Source organism: Psychrobacillus psychrodurans, assembly GCF_050209195.1.
Taxonomy (GTDB): Bacteria; Bacillota; Bacilli; order Bacillales_A; family Planococcaceae; genus Psychrobacillus; species Psychrobacillus psychrodurans.
Genome location: NZ_CP189791.1, coordinates 2,847,356 through 2,864,292 on the forward strand (window position 1 = coordinate 2,847,356; position 16,937 = coordinate 2,864,292).

The following is a 16,937-nucleotide window of genomic DNA, read 5'->3' on the forward strand; positions in this document are numbered from 1 at the left end:
TCTGGAGAATGCCATCGAATAATAGCCTTTTGTCCATCGGCAAGTATAAATTCATATTTTGCACCCTCATGGACATGCTCCAGCTAAAAATGTTTGAAGCCTGGTCGTCATCTGACTTTCTATAAATTAAAGTAAAAAAACCTTAATAGGCATATAGCCAATCAAGGTATGAATATTATTATGTTTTTTAATCAACTAGTAACTCCAAGTAATATTTATCATTTTCTTCTATTTTTCTTAAAAATTCTTCAAGAGAAGTCGCAATTTGAATATCATAATAGTAAACCGGACTGCTATTCTTTCCTTTCAAGTCGATTGACATTAAAGCTGATTCACTACCTTCAAAAAATATTAGTTTGTTATTTTCAAATTCATCATAAATTTCTATGTCGGGGTAAAACTCAAAATCATTAACTCTTAACCGAAAATCTCTTACGGAATAAGGGTCCATAATACGATTAATATTAAACTCTGAACCTTTAATAAACCCGTAGCCAACTGGATCTACGTCAAGATTCTGGACACAAAAAGATTAAGTTTTTTCTGCACAACCACCATTCATGGAGTGTTCCACATCCCAAGTAGATCGTCAAAGTGAAAAGAGCCTTTGACAATCTACTTGGGACGTGGAGAGATTAACCAATGGATGTTGTGCATGAAAAATGTGGAGGGGGATTGGCTTTTACCCTTAAGACTCAGGCTGCTGCGCGACACATTATTTCATACGCCTCTGGCGTTACAAAGCCGATGCTTCCATGAATTCGTCTACGATTATACCAGCCTTCTATATATTGAAATAGGGAGATTCTCGCATTCTCAAAATCTTCATATCGTTTCCGATAGACCTCTTCTTTTTTGAGTGTGGCATGAAAGGACTCGATGCATGCATTGTCATAAGGGCATCCTTTACGACTGAATGATGCAATCATTTCATATTTTTTTAACTGTTCTTGAAATGCCTCACTTGTATATTGGGTACCTAGATCCGTATGGATGATCAATCCCGGTGAAGGATTTTGGGAATCGACGGCACTTTTTAAAGCATACAACACGATTTCTGTGGTCATCGTATGGGAAAACTTGTAGCCTACTATTTTCTTTGAATGCAAATCGAGGACAGACGCTAGATAACACCAGCCATCTCGAAGTGTATGGATATACGTGATATCTGCCACCCATTTTTCATTGATTGTGGTTGTTGTAAAATCTTGCTTCAACACATTTTCTCGTTCTTCCACTGGTGTCTGTGTGCTTGCTGGACGGTATTTCTTCACAATGTTTGACTGGATGCCTGCTTGTTTCATCAGACGTTGGACTCTTTTTATACTGCAAGAATAGCCTTCTTTTAAAAGTACTCGATGTATTTTGGGAGCGCCATAGATACCTTTGCTTCCTTTATGAATGGCTATTATACGATCCAATATTGCCTCATTGGCCACGTGGTAGCTGTTCGGTTTCTTATGAAATGAATGATAATAAGTACTTTTAGGCATCTTTAAAATGCGACACATCACTTGTACTGGATGATGCCCGCTTTCATTTGTAATGTAGTTGATCAGTTCTTCGTCCTCTATTTTCTCGCGAATATGGTCATAGCCTTTTTTAGGATTTCAAGCTCCTGTTTTAACCGGAGGTTTTCTTTTTGAATCATTTCTACATCGGATACAGTTAATTCCTTTGTCCCTTCGATTGTAGAGAACTGTTTAATCCATTTATAGATGGTTACTTCTGAAACACCATATTCGCTAGATAGTTGGCTGACCGGGGTACCTGAGCTGTGAAGCTCCACTACTGTTTGTTTAAATTCTTGGTTATACCGTTTTTTACTCATAATACAGACACGACCTTTCGTTAGTTCAATTTTATTGACTTAACCAAGATGTGTCCATACATCTATTCTACATTCACAACCTCTATATAAAAATTAACTAACTCCTTAGGAAATTTTAAATCGAGTTCCTTCTCAACTACTTTTATTTCGTTTTCAGTCACTGGATAAAAACTGTTTTCTTCGTTTGCCTTAATAAGTTCATAACCCATTATTTTTTACCCCCTTTAAATAGTGTATTTGCTGGTGATCCTGTTCCATGAATACCAGCTTGATGCTCATTTGGGAATTTTGCAGGATGCATATTCCACCATTCATGTTCTCCTCCAAAAGTATTTTCAATTATATGATGAGCATCATACTTATCTCCGTGTTTCCTAATTATTTTACCTGTTTTTTCTGAAATAACATTTTCATTATACACGGGCCACTTTTGCCCAGTATTTTCTTCCCACTCTTTGATTACTTTATTTTTCACTTTATCAAATTCTGCCCTATGCTTAGCTGTTTCTATTGGTGACATTTTTTTATATTCTTTATCTCTTAAAGCTTCCTTCAACTTTTCTATTTGGTTTTTAGGTAACTCTCTGCCAGTACGCCCTTCAATATCTCTAATATATTTTTTTATTGTATCAGAATCTATCTTTTTACCCGTACCCTTATTAGGATTTCCCGCCTCTTTACTACCATTCACACTACCCTTAGACTTGTTTTCAACCGTAGGAGTCTTCTGTACAGAAAGATCCCCTTTTTACTTAGATGGCTTGGTCAAGGTGACAAAAGCGCTCTTTAAGCCTTTTTTGAGAAGTGCATGCGGTCTTAGATAATCAAGAGAGGCAAGGGGTGTCTCTTCAAAGTACCCATCGAGCACTCGGACACCACCGTCAACGAATTCCTCTTCTACTTCGTTGACCACTTCATATTGAATTAGATTGCTTATCCCAATCTGGTATTCTTTGATGATCAGACCATTTTCGTACAGGTGGAATTTTAACAGGTTAAAGCTTCCATATGCTTCTCTATTGATGGTCTTGGTCCTTTTCCCCTCGAGTGCCCGAAACGTTCCTGGCGTGATTTCCGTACCTATCAGATTTTCCTGATGGCTGGACTCTAGGCCTCCATTAACCAGAGAGGTCTGTTGTTCAATGGCTGTTTTCAATCCAATAGGCGACGTTTAGTATTTCCGAAATTTTTGATAACAATACATGCACTGTAATATAAATATAAATAACAATGCAACCTTTCTCATACTTCTACTTCTATATTAGTCTTTTTTAAAGTAAAAAAACCTCGAAAGGCATAAGCCAATCAAGGTTAAAGTAAACTATTCAACTTTTACTGAAATAAAAGCAGTTTCATCACTTGGAAAGTCATCTGGAAAAGCATTGCATACTAATTCTTTCGTTAGTATTTGATATAAAAACTCTACCATTGTAATTGGATAAGTATAATTCTCAGGTGATCTTGATTCATACACCACAATTTCCCACTTGTCAGGCTCTCCATTGGTTAACCAGTATAATTCATCACCGTTATCTGTGTATCCCCAAGGAAGTAAGCCACCGTTTGAAGGGTAAACATCATGTTTATAGTATTGAGGAAAACTATTTTTAGATTGAATATAAGCATCCTTCATTTCCTTCTGCCTAACAAGATAATTTAGATTTTCATCATTTACAAATGGAGTTAATATCCACAAAAATCGGTCAATACCACCAGTACCATAATTTTCGATAAATTCCACATAATCTGAAGGCAATTCCGTACCAAGTGTATCAAAAAAATTTCGCCATTGTTCTATATCTCCAGTTTTTTGTGGGAATTCTGGGGGAGGAAGAATTTTAACTAATTTTTCCAAATATATACACTCCTACTTTTTATTTAATATTGTTACATCTAAAGAAAAGCCATTTGTTCCCTTGCTTTTAATGTAACACTTTTGGCATTAAAGTATTGCCTTCATAAATTGGAATTGATAGATATCTTACATCTTCACCTCTATCAACCAAGTGTTTTATGGTTAGCTATATAAAGCAACTCATTACTATTTCTATCTGTAAACCCATGAGCCTTTTTAATTTCGTAAGTTTTTGGCTTGTTCCCTGTAACAATATTTCGTAAGTTTAAAATGTCGTATCGCCCAGTTATCATACTTATTTTTCATTTCATAAACAAAGTATTCTTTGGTACAACCTTCATGAGTTATTGATTTTGAATAACCTGAGTTAGATTACTTTGTGAGTAGTAGACTAAAAAATATTGCCATATCCAAATTATTTTTTAATTATCTTGAAGCCCTATTACAATCCATTCATCGACAATATCCCAGAAATTCAAATTATATTCAGGCTTATCATTGGTAAACCATAATGTCGCTACATCACCAATACAGTTGTTTAAATCTATAGCAACATATCCCCCCATGCCATTTTCAAAAAATCCATATGTTGTAGACATATTAATTCCTAATGGTTCATCTAATTCTTCAAGTATTCCCCATTCATGATCCTCAAAATGAGTAATGCGTTCCACTGGTAAAAGTCCCATAGCACTACTTGGCAGATAATAAAACCCATTATGTAACTTTTCGTAGAACTCCATAATTGATTCTGGAACATTCGACCAATCTTTTTTCATTTCTGAAATATAAGCAGAATTAGTCGGTATACCTCCTTCGTAATAAAGAATTTCGTCATTTTCACTCTTTACGCTGTATAATACCGCATATTGTCCATTATCTACAATTAATTCAAATTCTAATAAATTCTCCTTCAAGTATGATATAGTATTACTCAATTCTTTTTTACACACATTATTCCATAAAGCTATTAATTTATCTTGCTTTCTAGTTTTATCTGTTTCTTTAAATATCTCTATCCATTTTTCAGGCATATTTTCCTTTTCTATATTGAGTAAGTCTTTGTTAGATACAAACTCAATACTTTTTCTGTATTGTTTTAAAAAAGATAACTTATTCACCCTAAATCACTCCTTTTTATTAATCCTATTAAATTCATCTGTCATCTTTTGTATCTCAATTTCTAGTTCTTTTTCTTTTAATATCATTTTTACAGGATTTACCGGAATATTTTCTTTTTTGTAGATGTTCCAATCTGCAAATGATTTTGAACCTTTTGATGTATTAGCTGCTTCACTAAGACTTATAAAATTCTCTACAAAATTGGCAATTTCTTTCTGTTGCTGGTAAGTCAATGACTCAAAACCTTCCAAACGAGCTATTTTCTCTAGAGAAACAATATGGTCTGCATGCAGTTTTTTATTAATTATTTTTCCAGGTAAAGCAAAATCCTCAGTTCCAAAAATATCATCAATATTTTTATTGACTTCTTTTTGTATTTTAGAAGATGGCGATGCTCTTCTTAATTTAGCATATGTCTCATCGGAAATTTTCCTTTCGCCATATCTTGCACCTTGCGTAATGTCTTTACCCTTATTAGGGTTTCCCGCCTCTTTACTACCATTCACACTACCTTTAGACTTGTTTTCAACCGTAGGAGTCTTCCTTACAGAAAGATCCCCTTTATATTTAGATATCTTGGCTCCGGAAATAAAAGCGAGCTTGAAGCCTTTTTTGACAATCGCATGCGGTCTTAGATAATCGTGTAAATTTAAATCGAGTAGTAAGTGTGGTTGTTTTATTTAAATGTCACTGCAACCAATCTCGTAAGTTTGCTAACCATCATGAGTTTTTGATTCAAAAATGATATTGATTTTTAATCATAGAGTTCATAAGTTAAAAAACCTTGAAAGGCATATTACCAATCAAGGTTTTAAGTGTCTATGAATTATCTTTTATTGAACAATAATTAACAATTAAAATATGCCTTCAAGAAATCAAAAAACGATGACCAAGTTTCTTTTAACTCTCCTTTTAAAAGCAGTTCATCTCCACCCTCAAAATTAACTATATAAACTTTATCTGTTACAGTATCCAGCACTAATACAGCATTTGCTGACATTTCACTTAATACAAGATATTGCTTCGGAAAACCATGTTCTTTTCTAGAAATGAGTGTGTATGATTCAATATTATTTTCTTCATCTGCTATATCTAGTAATTCAAAGGGTACATGTTCTTCCCAAAAGGGTCCTGCATATTGGATAATAAAATTCTTGGAAAGTATCTGATGCGTTTACACCTAGCCTTATTAAAGCATCCTGTACTAGTTTGCTATCTTCACGTTTATATATTTCTTCTTCCAGAACTTCATCTAGTCTCTCAGGCAAAATACTCATATTATTTTCCTCCTAAAGCTTCTTCTCCTCGTATTTTCCAATAATTAATAGAATCTACTTTTTGAAATGCCCCTCTAGTTGTCTCATCCATTGGATAAAATGGGTTTAACTTTCCTTTATAAGGATGTAGTGTTTCATGACCTTCTAAATTATCCCCAACAACAGACCTATCAACAAAATCCTTATAAGTAGTAACTTCATTTTTCTTAATAGTTTGCTTGGTAGCTGCTTTACCCATACCCTTAGGAATATCTAAAATTGTACTATAAAAGGTGGCAGTTTATTCAACCACCAGCCAAATTGATTAACTAGCTATTGTTTCAGGCATTTCAGGCATGAGATAAGCCGTTTTATTTTGATCACTGCCACATGATGCTGTTTATGCAAGTCTACTCCAACATACAAGTATTTCTATTTTTCATGCATTTTCTCATCCCCTATTCAATTAAATGAAAATGCCGGCAACCTTAGTTCGAGCGTTCACCTATTGGTGCGCATTGGTACGAAAGCCTATCCATTTTCATCGTTACATAGTAACTTATAAGAAAATGAGTCCCTTTTTTAAGTCACCTATTAAATTATTGCATCATGTTTGCCACTTGCTTTTATTTGTCCGTATGTATAAATCCCTTGATAAAAGCTCTGTCGGTCTAAAATGCGTTTCACTAGTACTTTCGTAAATGCTTTCCCTTGCGTTGTTTGATAACCTTCTTTATTCAATGCTTCTGCCAACTTAGACAGTGACCATTTTTTATGTATCTGTTTCAGTTCCAACAACCGTTTTACTACTTCTGCATGCCCGTTATGTATTTTTAGTTCTTTTTCACCCTTTTGTTTGATATAGCCAAATGTCGCCCTTCCTCCTGCATATCCACCTTCCTTCGCTTTCTTGTTTCTTCCTTTTGTTAGCTTTAGCGCTATTTCAAGCCGTTGATATTGGTCTAATAACTCCATTAAGCCATTTACCAAAAAGTCATTGGGGTCTTTCTTATGGATACTGTACATAGGTTGTTCAATGCTTTTAATGTCACAGTCATATTTCTTCAGCTCTCGTTGTATGAGTACCTTCACTATATCCGACCTCCATAATCGGCTTGTGTTCAGTACTACCACATAATCAACTTGGACAGACGAAAGGTGAGCCAACATTTCCTGTAAGCCCACCCTGTCAATTTCTAATGCTTCTTCATTCAGTTTTGCACCACTAATTCCTTCATCTCTAAAAATATGGATCAAGTTCCAGCCTTGTTCTTTACAATACCCTTTAATTTCATCTTCTTGATATTTCAAGCTGTATCCATCTTTTGCTTGCCCTTGTGTCGAGACACGTATATACCCAACAACGTTCAACTTCTCCCCCTACCGTTACATAAATTTTAATTTTCGTAACGCTTTTTAGCGAATAGCGAGTATTATACGACCGTCTCTTGTAAAAATACAACCCATAATTTATTTAGTTAACACAGGGTACGAACACCTTTTAATATCCTTTGTTTATCGCCACGAGCTTTGTCATTCTCGATAGTTTATTAGCTATTCCATGTCATAACACCCCTGCCATATAAAATGTCATCTCGCCCCTTTCTCGTTCTTGTTCAGTTCCCCAATGTGTTAAAACGATACTCCATGATGGTACAACCATCATGAGTTATGAATTTCAGTAAAGGATCATCCAATGTCGTCCAAAGTTTATATTTCTAACAAAAAACAAAAACACCTGTTGCCTAAAAAGGCAATCAAGTGCTTATAGTTAATTCTGTATCATAATCCTGAACATTACTGAACTGGTCCCATAAATTCAGTAATAATAAGAATATGTTCCTTCAATTTGACTTTTTTTAGATTCTCTACTTTTTCTGAGCCACCTAAACCTAATAAAGGGGTGTATCCAAAACACTCGTCATAGTTCGGAGCACTGTATTTACTAATCGCTTCAGGATAAGGTTTCCACATTAATTCATTGTTCATAAAGTCATTATCTTTTAAGTCATCAAAAAAGAATTCAAATCCGGATGAAACAACATTAACATATCCTTTCCTAAAGTTTAATAAATTTACATACTTATCTTTTTCCCATACTATAATATCACCCATTGCGGTTGTAAAAATAGGAATCGCCTGCTCATGCCTTAGATAACTTCTCTCTAAAATATCTAAATAATCGTCTGGATTAATAACTTTTAAAAAGTCATTTGCGAAAGTACCAAAACCATATTTTTTCCATGTTTCTATTAATTCTTCAGGAAGTTTATCCTTATATTTTAAAATAACATCTTCATCAACTGTTTCATGTTTTATAAAATTGCTAAATATAGTTTCCAATTAAAATTTCCTCCTTTGATTATTCAGTTAATTTCACATTTAAATAAGTATTCTTTAGCTGTTCAGGTGACATATTCTTCGCAATTTCTTTAATTTGCTCATCAACAACATCAATTCTATATTTCCACTGTGAACCTATCGAGGAATTTACTCTTTTATCCCCCAAACCTCCAATAATGTCTGCTCTTCCTCCAGCTATTTGATCTGGATTATTAAGTGCTGCTTTTGTTTCCAGCCATTCTGAAGCTTGCTTTGTCGCATCTGCTCTGGAAAGTCCTTGTTTTCGCAGTTCAGTAATTTTATCTTTAAGTGCTTCTTGTCTAGCCATTTTTTGAGCTGCATTTCCTTCTATTGCTCTACCTTCAGCAATATATCTGTCTCTATTTTTCAGATACTCGTCAACCGTTAATTCATTCATACCTTTTTCTTGGTATTTCAATTGTCTTGCAAACTCTTCGGAGTCATGTTTATCATTTCTTTTAAAATTAACTTCAACTTCTTTTATTCTTGGTACATCATCTAAATGCTTTACATTACCCGTACCCTTAGGAATATCTAATAATGTACTTTATGAAAGGATGGCAGTTATTCAACCACCACCCAAATTGTTTAACTTGCTATTGTTTCAGGCATTTCAGGAATCATATAAGCCGTTTTACTTTTCATCATACCATAGATTATTCTGACTAATCTTCTCATAATGCAAAGAAGGGCTTGTGACTTGGATTTCCCTTCACTTAGCTTACGATTATAGTAATCGTAAAAGACAGGATTACGAGGTATTTTACTTCCTTTACAGACTTGGACTTGTTGGACAGCTAGGTTGTAAAAGACATCATATAGCTTTCGATTACCTTGTTTTGTTTTCTTCATCGTTTCTTTACCGCCCGACCCCATTCTGATAGGGGCTATTCCTGCATATCTTGCAAGTTTATCAGAGTTTGCGAACCGATGAATGTCACCAATCTCTGCAATTAAAGCGGATGAAGTAACGGTATCAATTCCTGGCATGGTATCAAGCTGCATACCTAGCTTTTGAATGGTTATCTTTAACTCTTTATCCATCTTCTTAATCTCCTGTTTGTTAAAGCTGATATTTCTAACCATGCTTTGAATGATAAAGTCTCTAGATGTTTGGTATTCACGCTTTACCTCTCCATCAGCTTGAATGAGTGATAGAATTTGTTCTGCTTTTCTAGTGGAACAAGCATTGTTACTTGCTTCTAGAAGGAATGTTCGTAACCCCTCCATTGTTTCCCCTTCCAAATGGGATGGTGAAGGATAGCTTTCCCAAAAGGCTAGTCCGTTACGCTAATCTCAATTAACGTAACGCTTAGCCGCTATAATTAATATAAATTCATTGTATGCGGCTTTAGCGATACAATCAACCCCTTTACCGATACAAGTTTGTGATGTATCGTAAAAGGTAACATGAATAAGAGGAAGGGAAGTACCATGCCTATTACAATCAAGCTAAAGGAAATCCTTAAAGAACGAGACCTTTCACAGCGTGAATTGGCACGAATGACAGGGCTACGCCCTAATACAATAAGCCATCTTTGTTCAGACAATGTGGACAGAGTTTACCTCTCAACATTAGAAAGAGTATGCAAAGTGTTAGACATCGACATTCAGGAGTTAATCGAGGTGGAGTAGCCTCTCGCCATAGTAATCGTTCTTTTGTACGTAAAAGTTGCGAAAAATTTAAAAGGCAGGGGGAAAGCAAAGGTATAGTATTGGAGAATATAGATGGTGGTAACTGATGGTTTTGTGATTACTTCTAATAGCTAGGATACATTAAATAGGTTATACGTTTTATAGGTGTTGTACGTACTTTATAATTTGTAAGAACATACTATAGGGCTTACAAGAGTTACTCATATTCTCTGAATAAAAAGTGAACTATTCGTCACTGGATAGCCCCCCAATAAAAAAGAAACCTTGAAAGGCATATAGCCAATCAAGGTTTTTCAAATCTATACTTCTAGCTTAACTAAGTCTAATAAAAAATCACCAAAGTCATTAGCTATTATTTCATATGTTTGACTCTCTAAGTCAACTCCAGGTACAAAAGATACTACTTTTGGTTCACCATTATCATCAAGTTGATTATAGTCTAAACAAAAAATTTCGTCACTCCCTGTATCATATATAACCAGTAGATTATTAGGTAGATTAATTTCTCTTCGTTCTGTTAAAGTGTACCATATAGCGTCTGGAACTGATGAATTTTCAAAATCAGCATTAATAATTCCGTATATTTCTTGTGCTCCGAAATTACCTGCTCCAAATGTCTTTAAATAATCAAGATATAAACCAGTAAACTTTAACCCTAATTTTTCTTCAGCCAAACTAATTAATTCATCTGTATGACCACCCACAAAGTCTGCAATCTCTTCTTCACTCACAATAATTTCCTTTGCTTTTTGATAATTTTCTACACTCATTTCCATTCCCCTTTAACATTAAAAGTCATTGGCTCTATTTTTCCAGTAATCAGTTCGCCATTTATTAAACTCAGACCTATTTATACCTGAAGGTATAGTATTAGGATTGATGTGAATTACAGAACTGTTATCTTTATGAAACGTCTGTGTAACCTCTGCTATCGAACTTTCATTTCTTTGTGTCATGTGATGAAGGTTTATAGACTTTCCATCTGGACCAAGTGGGGCTAATCCCTTCTGCATCCTTTCAAGGTTAGTTCTACCTCGTGCGTCTTTCATATTTGGATTTATAATATCATCTCTTTGGTAAACTTTCACGTTTTTAAATTGGGTGGTTTTATTCCAGTAGTGATAACCATTTCCTATACCCTTATTAGGATTTCCCACCTCTTTACTACCATTCACACTACCTTTAGACTTGTTTTCAACCGTAGGAGTCTTCTTTACAGAAAGATCCCCTTTATATTTAGATATCTTGGCTCCGGAGATAAAAGCAAGCTTGAAGCCTTTTTTGACAATAGCATGCGGTCTTAGATAATCAACAAATGCAAGTTTTGTACCTTCAAAGTACCCATCGAGCTCTCGGACACCACCGTCTTCGAATTCCTCTTCTACTTCGTGGACCACTTCATATTGAATTGGCTTGCTTGTCCCAAGCTGGTATTCTTTGATGATCAGACCATTTTCGTACAGGTGGAATTTTAACAGGTTAAAGCTTCCATAAGCACCTCTATGGATTGTCTTGGTCTTTTTACCCTCGAGTGCCCGAAACGTTCCTGGCGTGATTTCCGTACCTATCAGATTTTCCTGATTGCTGGACTCTACGTCTCTATTGTTTGAGTACCTGAAACCCATCACGATTTGATCTAACACCATATAGGGGTTACAAGGGATACCTCTTCTAATATCTGAATAAAAAGTGGTTTGTTCAGCACTGGGTAGCCCCACAAAAAAGAAACCTTGAAAGGCATTTAGCCAATCAAGGTAATTGAATTCATTTAAACTATTTATATATTTTAACTGTGCTCTTTATAAAGACCTTTGTAATAAAAAATCGAATTAGCTGTTACTATCCCTTTCCTCTATGAATTCTAAAAACGAATCTTGCAGTTCTCCTTCCGTATCAATAGAATCAAGCAGTAATTTAGGTTCTAAGGAACAATCTTTTAAAGTTGAACTTCCATCAATTACTCCTAGCATGTTTGAAATAGTATCAATCATAGTTTGTTCAATTATCTTCATTAATGTATCTTTATTTCCGTCAGCTAAACTATCGTAAAAACCAATAGTCTTTTTCCAATAATCATCTGTTTTAGAAGTAACATACGTTGTTTCATACAAGTCTTTGTAAAGTTTAAAGTTCTCTTTCACGATAGACTCATAAAGTGATTTAACAAATATATCATTCATTTAATTTCCTCATTTCTGGATACATTTTTTAAAATTCTCTCCTTAGGCGAAACCTTATTATATTGGCTAGGATCTCTTGTTTATCGCCACGAGCGTTGTCAATCTCGTTAGTTTGTTAATTATGCCATGTCATAACTACTTCTTCTATGAAAATATCCATCTCGTCTAACTATCGTACTTTTCTTACTGTCCAAGTATTAATACGATACTCCATGATAGTACTACCTTCATGAGCTCTTGATTTTCAAAAATCATTCTCTTATTGTCTCACACATAAAATTCTCACTTTCTTTCTATTCACCATCTTTATTTATCCGTATCTTTATCACCTTTAGCACTAATTACTTTATTAACCGCTATTTCAAATTTTTCAATTCTAGCGAACTCATATTCTAAATATCCCTTAAAATAATTGTTATTTTTTATAGTATCTCTCATAGTACAACCTCTATTCTTATTTCTTTTTTTTACCGAACTCATCAAGAATTAATTGCGATACTTCGCCATCCTTACCTACTTTTACGAGTACGCTTTCAATGTTCTCGGGATTAAGTAATAATTCCATTCTAATTTCATCAGCTTTTTCTCGACCCAATGCATTGTCTAATCTATTTTTACTATCCACCCATTCATCACTCATCTGCTTACCTGTTTTAGTCTTACTTAATTGAGATCTACCATATTTCGCTTCACCAATTATATATTTAGGTGGAAGACTAGAACTTTCGTACACTCCATCTATTCCTTGGACTATATTATCATCTAAACTAGTAACCCTATCAAGACTAATTCAAAAAGGCTATCATACCCGCCACTCCATATAAAGTTGTAATATGCAGGAGAAATCAAAAATGTACACAGTTAAACAAGCGTTTCTGTACATGCTTAAACTATCATTTATATTTGGCAATCTCATCTAATCATACTAGTCTTATATGAGATTCTTGTCCCTCGGATCGGTGTTTTGCCTACAGCTTCCTTCAGATTCCACGTCACCACGGACAACCTTGCTCTTGGATAACCTCTACTTCTGCCTTCAAGGCTCGGGACTTGCACTCTAGAGTTCATGAGCATGCCGGGCGTCCCAAAAAAACACTTGTTGCATAAATTGCAATCAAGTGTTTTATAGTAAGCTATATAATATAATCTAAAAATAATTCTATTTGATACTAAAACTTATTTAATCAAGCTTTTTTTGTCTTGCTCCCTAAAACTCTACTTCGAAGCTTAAAATGTCAACTCGCTTATCTCTCGTTTTTTCACCCTTAACCACATTTAGACATTATTCCAGTGTGGAGAGATATTTTTCTAAATGCTTTTTCCCAGAATTACTTTTTGGTATAATGCCAAGATGCTTATACTTCCAAATAGTTTTCCTTTCATGAGAGTCTATTTTTGAAAGATCATCATAATTAAAATCAATGTTAAACTTTCCTACCTTATCAAAAACCATAGTAAGATTTGTCCAAGTCTCTTGACCATTATCTTTAAATGCTCTCCAAAGTTCTTGAATTAAATTTACTAACCGATGCCATTTTTCTGTGTATTCAAGTTCACTAACTATAAATAGTTCAGTTATTTCATGACTGTATATAGGTTTACCAATATGTTCCGGATAATAATAAAAGTAAGCAGTCTGAGCCCCTTCAACAACCTCACCGTATAAATAAACCTTAGACCATTCTTCTGGAATAGTTTCTGCCACACCCTCAGCTATCCGCTGATATAATCTATCTAATTGTTGCTCATTCATCTAACTTCCTCCCTCCCTCCTAGTGCATTATCAAATCGTCTAATTTCCCATTCATCATCACCAATTCTATATTTAACATTAAAACTTTCTGGACGTTGTGAATTAGTCTTATAGTTTGGTGTTATCTTCACCTTTACCTCGTCCCCATGTTTAAGTGCATCTGCCCATGTATTCTCAAGTTTTTTCCACTCACCTTTATTTAAATTTCCATTCATTGGAACAAGGTTATCAAGATCTCCGGAACCTTTGAAAATACTTGCAATTAAATGACCACCATCATCATCAGGTTTTCGATCTTCTCTTCCTACTACCTTTTGGGCATAGTTATTTCTTTTTCCATCTCCTAATTTTAGCGTTCCTTCAGCACTATTTATCCGACCGAGATCATCTGTTTTATAATTGTATCCTTCTTTACTTGTATACTCAACATTCGGTTTTAATACTTTTTTACGTCCATTTTTAGTATATTGGTCACCATATTTGACTTTTGTAATGTCTTTACCCGTAACCTTATTAGGATTTCCCGCCTCTTTACTACCATTCACACTACCTTTAGACTTGTTTTCAACCGTAGGAGTCTTCTTTACAGAAAGATCCCCTTTATATTTAGATATCTTGGCTCCGGAGATAAAAGCGAGCTTGAAGCCTTTTTTGACAATCGCATGCGGTCTTAGATAATCAACAAATGCAAGTTTTGTACCTTCAAAGTACCCATCAAGCTCGCGGACACCACCGTCTTCGAATTCCTCTTCTACTTCGTTGACCACTTCATATTGAATTGGATTGTTTATCCCAAGCTGGTATTCTTTGATGATCAGACCATTTTCGTACAGGTGGAATTTTAACAGGTTAAAGCTTTCATAAGCTTCTCTATTGATTGTCTTGGTCTTTTTCCCCTCGAGTGTCTGAAACGTTCCTGGCGTGATTTCCGTACCTATCAGATTTTCCTGATTGCTGGACTCTACGCCTCTATTGTTTGAGTAACTGAAACCCATCACGATTTGATCTAACACCATATAGGGGTTACAAGGGATACCTCTTCTAATATCTGAATAAAAAGTGGTTTGTTCAGCACTGGGTAGCCCCACAAAAAAGAAACCTTGAAAGGCATTTAGCCAATCAAGGTAATTGAATTCATTTAAACTATTTAATTTTAACTGTGCTCTTTATAAAGACCTTTGTAATAAAAAATCGAATTAGCTGTTACTATCCCTTTCCTCTATGAATTCTAAAAACGAATCTTGCAGTTTTCCTTCCGTATCAATAGAATCAAGCAGTAATTTAGGTTCTAAGGAACAATCTTTTAAAGTTGAACTTCCATCAATTACTCCTAGCATGTTTGAAATAGTATCAATCATAGTTTGTTCAATTATCTTCATTAATGTATCTTTATTTCCGTCAGTTAAACTATCGTAAAAACCAATAGTCTTTTTCCAATAATCATCTGTTTTAGAAGTAACATACGTTGTTTCATACAAGTCTTTGTAAAGTTGAAAGTTCTCTTTCACGATAGACTCATAAAGTGATTTAACAAATATATCATTCATTTAATTTCCTCATTTCTGGATACATTTTTTAAAATTCTCTCCTTAGGCGAAACCTTATTATATTGGCTAGGATCTCTTGTTTATCGCCACGAGCGTTGTCAATCTCGTTAGTTTGTTAATTATGCCATGTCATAACTACTTCTTCTATGAAAATATCCATCTCGTCTAACTATCGTACTTTTCTTACTGTCCAAGTATTAATACGATACTCCATGATAGTACTACCTTCATGAGCTCTTGATTTTCAAAAATCATTCTCTTATTGTCTCACCCAAAAAATTCTCACTTTCTTTCTATTCACCATCTTTATTTATCCGTATCTTTATCACCTTTAGCACTAAGAGCTTTTACAATCTCGTTATTTTATTGTTTTTGCAGTAAGTACCGATAACATGTAAAATGCCAAATCGAACATTTCTCGTACTTTCTCTTACCAATCCTATAGAAATAAACTCCATGATGGTATTACCTTCATGGAGTCATTATTTTCGAACATCTTAATTAATTCAGATATATTCTAGTGAAAAATTCCTATTCTAAAATTTAGATAGCTTTAATTTCGTAAAATTCCATACCTGTTAATTCATTATTTTCAATTTCTTTTTTAAATATTTCTGAAACAAAAATAGGTATTTCCTGTCTATTTCCCAATTTAAAAATATCACTATTTTCTACTTTACTCTCATAAATTGCATATTTTCGTACATTATATACCGTCCCAACACTTTTAGTCTGTATTTCACGGTAGTCTGATTCTTCTAGACATAGTGCATTAACGACTTTAAGAATATTAGCAATATAATATCCTTCTAAACTATCTCCACTTTTCAACTCAACAATGTCAACTGGAAAGTACTCAATTTTTGTATTCAAAGTTTCCATAATAGTTTTCAATCTACTAGATACCACAAACCATCCCATATCATTTGCAAGATAGTCTGTAGGCATTTCTCCTTCACTTTTATCATAGTAAAATTTAAAACTACCATCCCATCTATTAAACGGCTGCCCAGTTTTAAATTCATATTGTTGAATACCTAAATCATCCTTATAATGACAAACTATATCATTTTCACCCGAAACTTCTATGCTTAACTTATAAAATTTCATCTGTATCCCCTACCTATTTTTTACTTAACCAATACTCTTTGTAAAGCATATCGGGATTTTCCCTGACTTCTTTCTTTAAACCTTCAAATAGCTCTAAAAAAATTTCTTGATTCCCACGTGCAATAGCATCATATTCATTTATCCTGTCTAACATATATTCATGATATGCGTTCGGATGTCTACCTTGATGAGGCAATAATTCCTGCATATAAAATGTCATCTCGCCTAATTATCGTATTATTTTCACAAACCAAGTATTAAAA

The 16,937-nt window shown here is 34.3% G+C and carries 21 protein-coding genes and 4 pseudogenes; 1 reads left to right on the forward strand and 24 read right to left on the reverse strand.

The features are described from left to right. Positions 1 to 187: 187 nt before the first annotated feature. The 14 genes and pseudogenes from ACQCPR_RS13945 to ACQCPR_RS14010 all read right to left on the reverse strand — a co-directional run. Positions 188 to 499, reverse strand: a pseudogene (locus ACQCPR_RS13945) (SMI1/KNR4 family protein); the annotation flags it as partial. 196 nt (positions 500 to 695) lie between these two features. Continuing rightward, positions 696 to 1,831, reverse strand: a protein-coding gene (locus ACQCPR_RS13950; RefSeq protein WP_427136950.1) for an IS3 family transposase whose coding sequence is annotated in 2 segments (ribosomal slippage) — positions 696 to 1,606 and positions 1,606 to 1,831 — 1,137 coding nt in all. Because the reading frame shifts where the segments join, the coding sequence is not laid out codon by codon here. Positions 1,832 to 1,893: 62 nt separating this feature from the next. After that, on the reverse strand, positions 1,894 to 2,040 hold the full coding sequence (locus tag ACQCPR_RS13955; protein ID WP_427137295.1) for a hypothetical protein: 147 nt from the start codon (positions 2,038 to 2,040) through the stop codon (positions 1,894 to 1,896). Beyond that, positions 2,040 to 2,540: pseudogene (locus ACQCPR_RS13960) on the reverse strand (LXG family T7SS effector ribonuclease toxin YxiD); the annotation flags it as partial. The gene ACQCPR_RS13955 and the pseudogene ACQCPR_RS13960, both read right to left, overlap by 1 nt. Before the next feature lie 39 nt (positions 2,541 to 2,579). After that, the gene (locus ACQCPR_RS13965) at positions 2,580 to 2,987 is read right to left on the reverse strand and encodes a hypothetical protein (protein WP_427137296.1); all 408 of its coding nucleotides are present in this window, start codon (positions 2,985 to 2,987) and stop codon (positions 2,580 to 2,582) included. A gap of 165 nt (positions 2,988 to 3,152) precedes the next feature. Next, the gene (locus tag ACQCPR_RS13970; protein WP_427137297.1) at positions 3,153 to 3,686 is read right to left on the reverse strand and encodes an SMI1/KNR4 family protein; all 534 of its coding nucleotides are present in this window, start codon (positions 3,684 to 3,686) and stop codon (positions 3,153 to 3,155) included. A 422-nt stretch (positions 3,687 to 4,108) separates the two neighbouring features. Further along, positions 4,109 to 4,807 (reverse strand): SMI1/KNR4 family protein, encoded by a 699-nt coding sequence (locus tag ACQCPR_RS13975; RefSeq protein WP_427137298.1) that lies wholly within the window; start codon positions 4,805 to 4,807, stop codon positions 4,109 to 4,111. A 6-nt stretch (positions 4,808 to 4,813) separates the two neighbouring features. Further along, positions 4,814 to 5,314 carry a hypothetical protein gene (locus ACQCPR_RS13980; protein WP_427137299.1) on the reverse strand — a complete coding sequence of 167 codons (501 nt, stop codon included), beginning with the start codon at positions 5,312 to 5,314 and terminating at the stop codon, positions 4,814 to 4,816. Positions 5,315 to 5,655: 341 nt separating this feature from the next. Then, positions 5,656 to 6,085 (reverse strand): annotated as a pseudogene (locus ACQCPR_RS13985) (SMI1/KNR4 family protein). Position 6,086: 1 nt separating this feature from the next. Then, a complete protein-coding gene (locus tag ACQCPR_RS13990; protein ID WP_427137300.1) occupies positions 6,087 to 6,323 on the reverse strand; it encodes a hypothetical protein in 237 nt (78 codons plus the stop codon). Between the two features lie 335 nt (positions 6,324 to 6,658). Further along, entirely contained in the window at positions 6,659 to 7,435 is a 777-nt protein-coding gene (locus ACQCPR_RS13995) for a recombinase family protein (RefSeq protein ID WP_427137301.1), read from the reverse strand. 426 nt (positions 7,436 to 7,861) lie between these two features. Then, the gene (locus ACQCPR_RS14000) at positions 7,862 to 8,407 is read right to left on the reverse strand and encodes a T6SS immunity protein Tdi1 domain-containing protein (protein WP_427137302.1); all 546 of its coding nucleotides are present in this window, start codon (positions 8,405 to 8,407) and stop codon (positions 7,862 to 7,864) included. A 19-nt stretch (positions 8,408 to 8,426) separates the two neighbouring features. Then, positions 8,427 to 8,912, reverse strand: a complete 486-nt coding sequence (locus ACQCPR_RS14005) for a polymorphic toxin type 15 domain-containing protein (protein WP_427138953.1) — start codon at positions 8,910 to 8,912, stop codon at positions 8,427 to 8,429. A 104-nt stretch (positions 8,913 to 9,016) separates the two neighbouring features. Beyond that, a pseudogene (locus ACQCPR_RS14010) lies at positions 9,017 to 9,718 on the reverse strand (transposase); the annotation flags it as partial. Between the two features lie 144 nt (positions 9,719 to 9,862). Here ACQCPR_RS14010 and ACQCPR_RS14015 point away from each other — a divergent pair. Further along, complete coding sequence (locus tag ACQCPR_RS14015) at positions 9,863 to 10,063, forward strand: helix-turn-helix domain-containing protein (RefSeq protein WP_269921749.1); 201 nt, start codon at positions 9,863 to 9,865, stop codon at positions 10,061 to 10,063. A 320-nt stretch (positions 10,064 to 10,383) separates the two neighbouring features. On the opposite strand, the gene ACQCPR_RS14020 is transcribed toward ACQCPR_RS14015, so the two are convergent. The 10 genes from ACQCPR_RS14020 to ACQCPR_RS14065 form a co-directional block, all read right to left on the reverse strand. Beyond that, on the reverse strand, positions 10,384 to 10,854 hold the full coding sequence (locus ACQCPR_RS14020) for an SMI1/KNR4 family protein (protein WP_269921750.1): 471 nt from the start codon (positions 10,852 to 10,854) through the stop codon (positions 10,384 to 10,386). An 18-nt stretch (positions 10,855 to 10,872) separates the two neighbouring features. Next, positions 10,873 to 11,802 (reverse strand): HNH/ENDO VII family nuclease, encoded by a 930-nt coding sequence (locus ACQCPR_RS14025; protein ID WP_427137303.1) that lies wholly within the window; start codon positions 11,800 to 11,802, stop codon positions 10,873 to 10,875. A gap of 111 nt (positions 11,803 to 11,913) precedes the next feature. Then, on the reverse strand, positions 11,914 to 12,264 hold the full coding sequence (locus tag ACQCPR_RS14030) for a transposase (protein ID WP_427137304.1): 351 nt from the start codon (positions 12,262 to 12,264) through the stop codon (positions 11,914 to 11,916). Between the two features lie 306 nt (positions 12,265 to 12,570). Beyond that, the gene (locus ACQCPR_RS14035; RefSeq protein ID WP_427137305.1) at positions 12,571 to 12,702 is read right to left on the reverse strand and encodes a hypothetical protein; all 132 of its coding nucleotides are present in this window, start codon (positions 12,700 to 12,702) and stop codon (positions 12,571 to 12,573) included. A gap of 16 nt (positions 12,703 to 12,718) precedes the next feature. Further along, positions 12,719 to 12,997, reverse strand: a complete 279-nt coding sequence (locus tag ACQCPR_RS14040) for a cytosolic protein (RefSeq protein WP_427137306.1) — start codon at positions 12,995 to 12,997, stop codon at positions 12,719 to 12,721. A 549-nt stretch (positions 12,998 to 13,546) separates the two neighbouring features. Next, positions 13,547 to 14,017, reverse strand: a complete 471-nt coding sequence (locus ACQCPR_RS14045; RefSeq protein ID WP_427137307.1) for an antitoxin YezG family protein — start codon at positions 14,015 to 14,017, stop codon at positions 13,547 to 13,549. Next, a complete protein-coding gene (locus tag ACQCPR_RS14050; RefSeq protein WP_427137308.1) occupies positions 14,014 to 15,105 on the reverse strand; it encodes a DNA/RNA non-specific endonuclease in 1,092 nt (363 codons plus the stop codon). The genes ACQCPR_RS14045 and ACQCPR_RS14050 overlap by 4 nt, the downstream gene beginning before the upstream one ends. 108 nt (positions 15,106 to 15,213) lie before the next feature. After that, a complete protein-coding gene (locus tag ACQCPR_RS14055) occupies positions 15,214 to 15,564 on the reverse strand; it encodes a transposase (RefSeq protein ID WP_427137309.1) in 351 nt (116 codons plus the stop codon). Between the two features lie 543 nt (positions 15,565 to 16,107). Then, positions 16,108 to 16,674, reverse strand: a complete 567-nt coding sequence (locus ACQCPR_RS14060; protein WP_427137310.1) for an imm11 family protein — start codon at positions 16,672 to 16,674, stop codon at positions 16,108 to 16,110. 13 nt (positions 16,675 to 16,687) lie between these two features. After that, positions 16,688 to 16,882, reverse strand: a complete 195-nt coding sequence (locus ACQCPR_RS14065; RefSeq protein WP_427137311.1) for an AHH domain-containing protein — start codon at positions 16,880 to 16,882, stop codon at positions 16,688 to 16,690. Positions 16,883 to 16,937 lie beyond the last annotated feature (55 nt).

Excerpts from the sequence above, each read along its gene's own strand:
- ACQCPR_RS13990 (WP_427137300.1), bottom strand. The coding sequence starts at position 6,323 with ATGGGTAAAGCAGCTACCAAGCAAACTATTAAGAAAAATGAAGTTACT.
- ACQCPR_RS14035 (WP_427137305.1), bottom strand. The coding sequence starts at position 12,702 with ATGAGAGATACTATAAAAAATAACAATTATTTTAAGGGATATTTAGAA.
- ACQCPR_RS14015 (WP_269921749.1), top strand. The coding sequence starts at position 9,863 with ATGCCTATTACAATCAAGCTAAAGGAAATCCTTAAAGAACGAGACCTT.
- ACQCPR_RS14045 (WP_427137307.1), bottom strand. The coding sequence starts at position 14,017 with ATGAATGAGCAACAATTAGATAGATTATATCAGCGGATAGCTGAGGGT.
- ACQCPR_RS13955 (WP_427137295.1), bottom strand. The coding sequence starts at position 2,040 with ATGGGTTATGAACTTATTAAGGCAAACGAAGAAAACAGTTTTTATCCA.
- ACQCPR_RS14065 (WP_427137311.1), bottom strand. The coding sequence starts at position 16,882 with ATGCAGGAATTATTGCCTCATCAAGGTAGACATCCGAACGCATATCAT.
- ACQCPR_RS14030 (WP_427137304.1), bottom strand. The coding sequence starts at position 12,264 with ATGAATGATATATTTGTTAAATCACTTTATGAGTCTATCGTGAAAGAG.
- ACQCPR_RS14020 (WP_269921750.1), bottom strand. The coding sequence starts at position 10,854 with ATGAGTGTAGAAAATTATCAAAAAGCAAAGGAAATTATTGTGAGTGAA.
- ACQCPR_RS14060 (WP_427137310.1), bottom strand. The coding sequence starts at position 16,674 with ATGAAATTTTATAAGTTAAGCATAGAAGTTTCGGGTGAAAATGATATA.
- ACQCPR_RS14055 (WP_427137309.1), bottom strand. The coding sequence starts at position 15,564 with ATGAATGATATATTTGTTAAATCACTTTATGAGTCTATCGTGAAAGAG.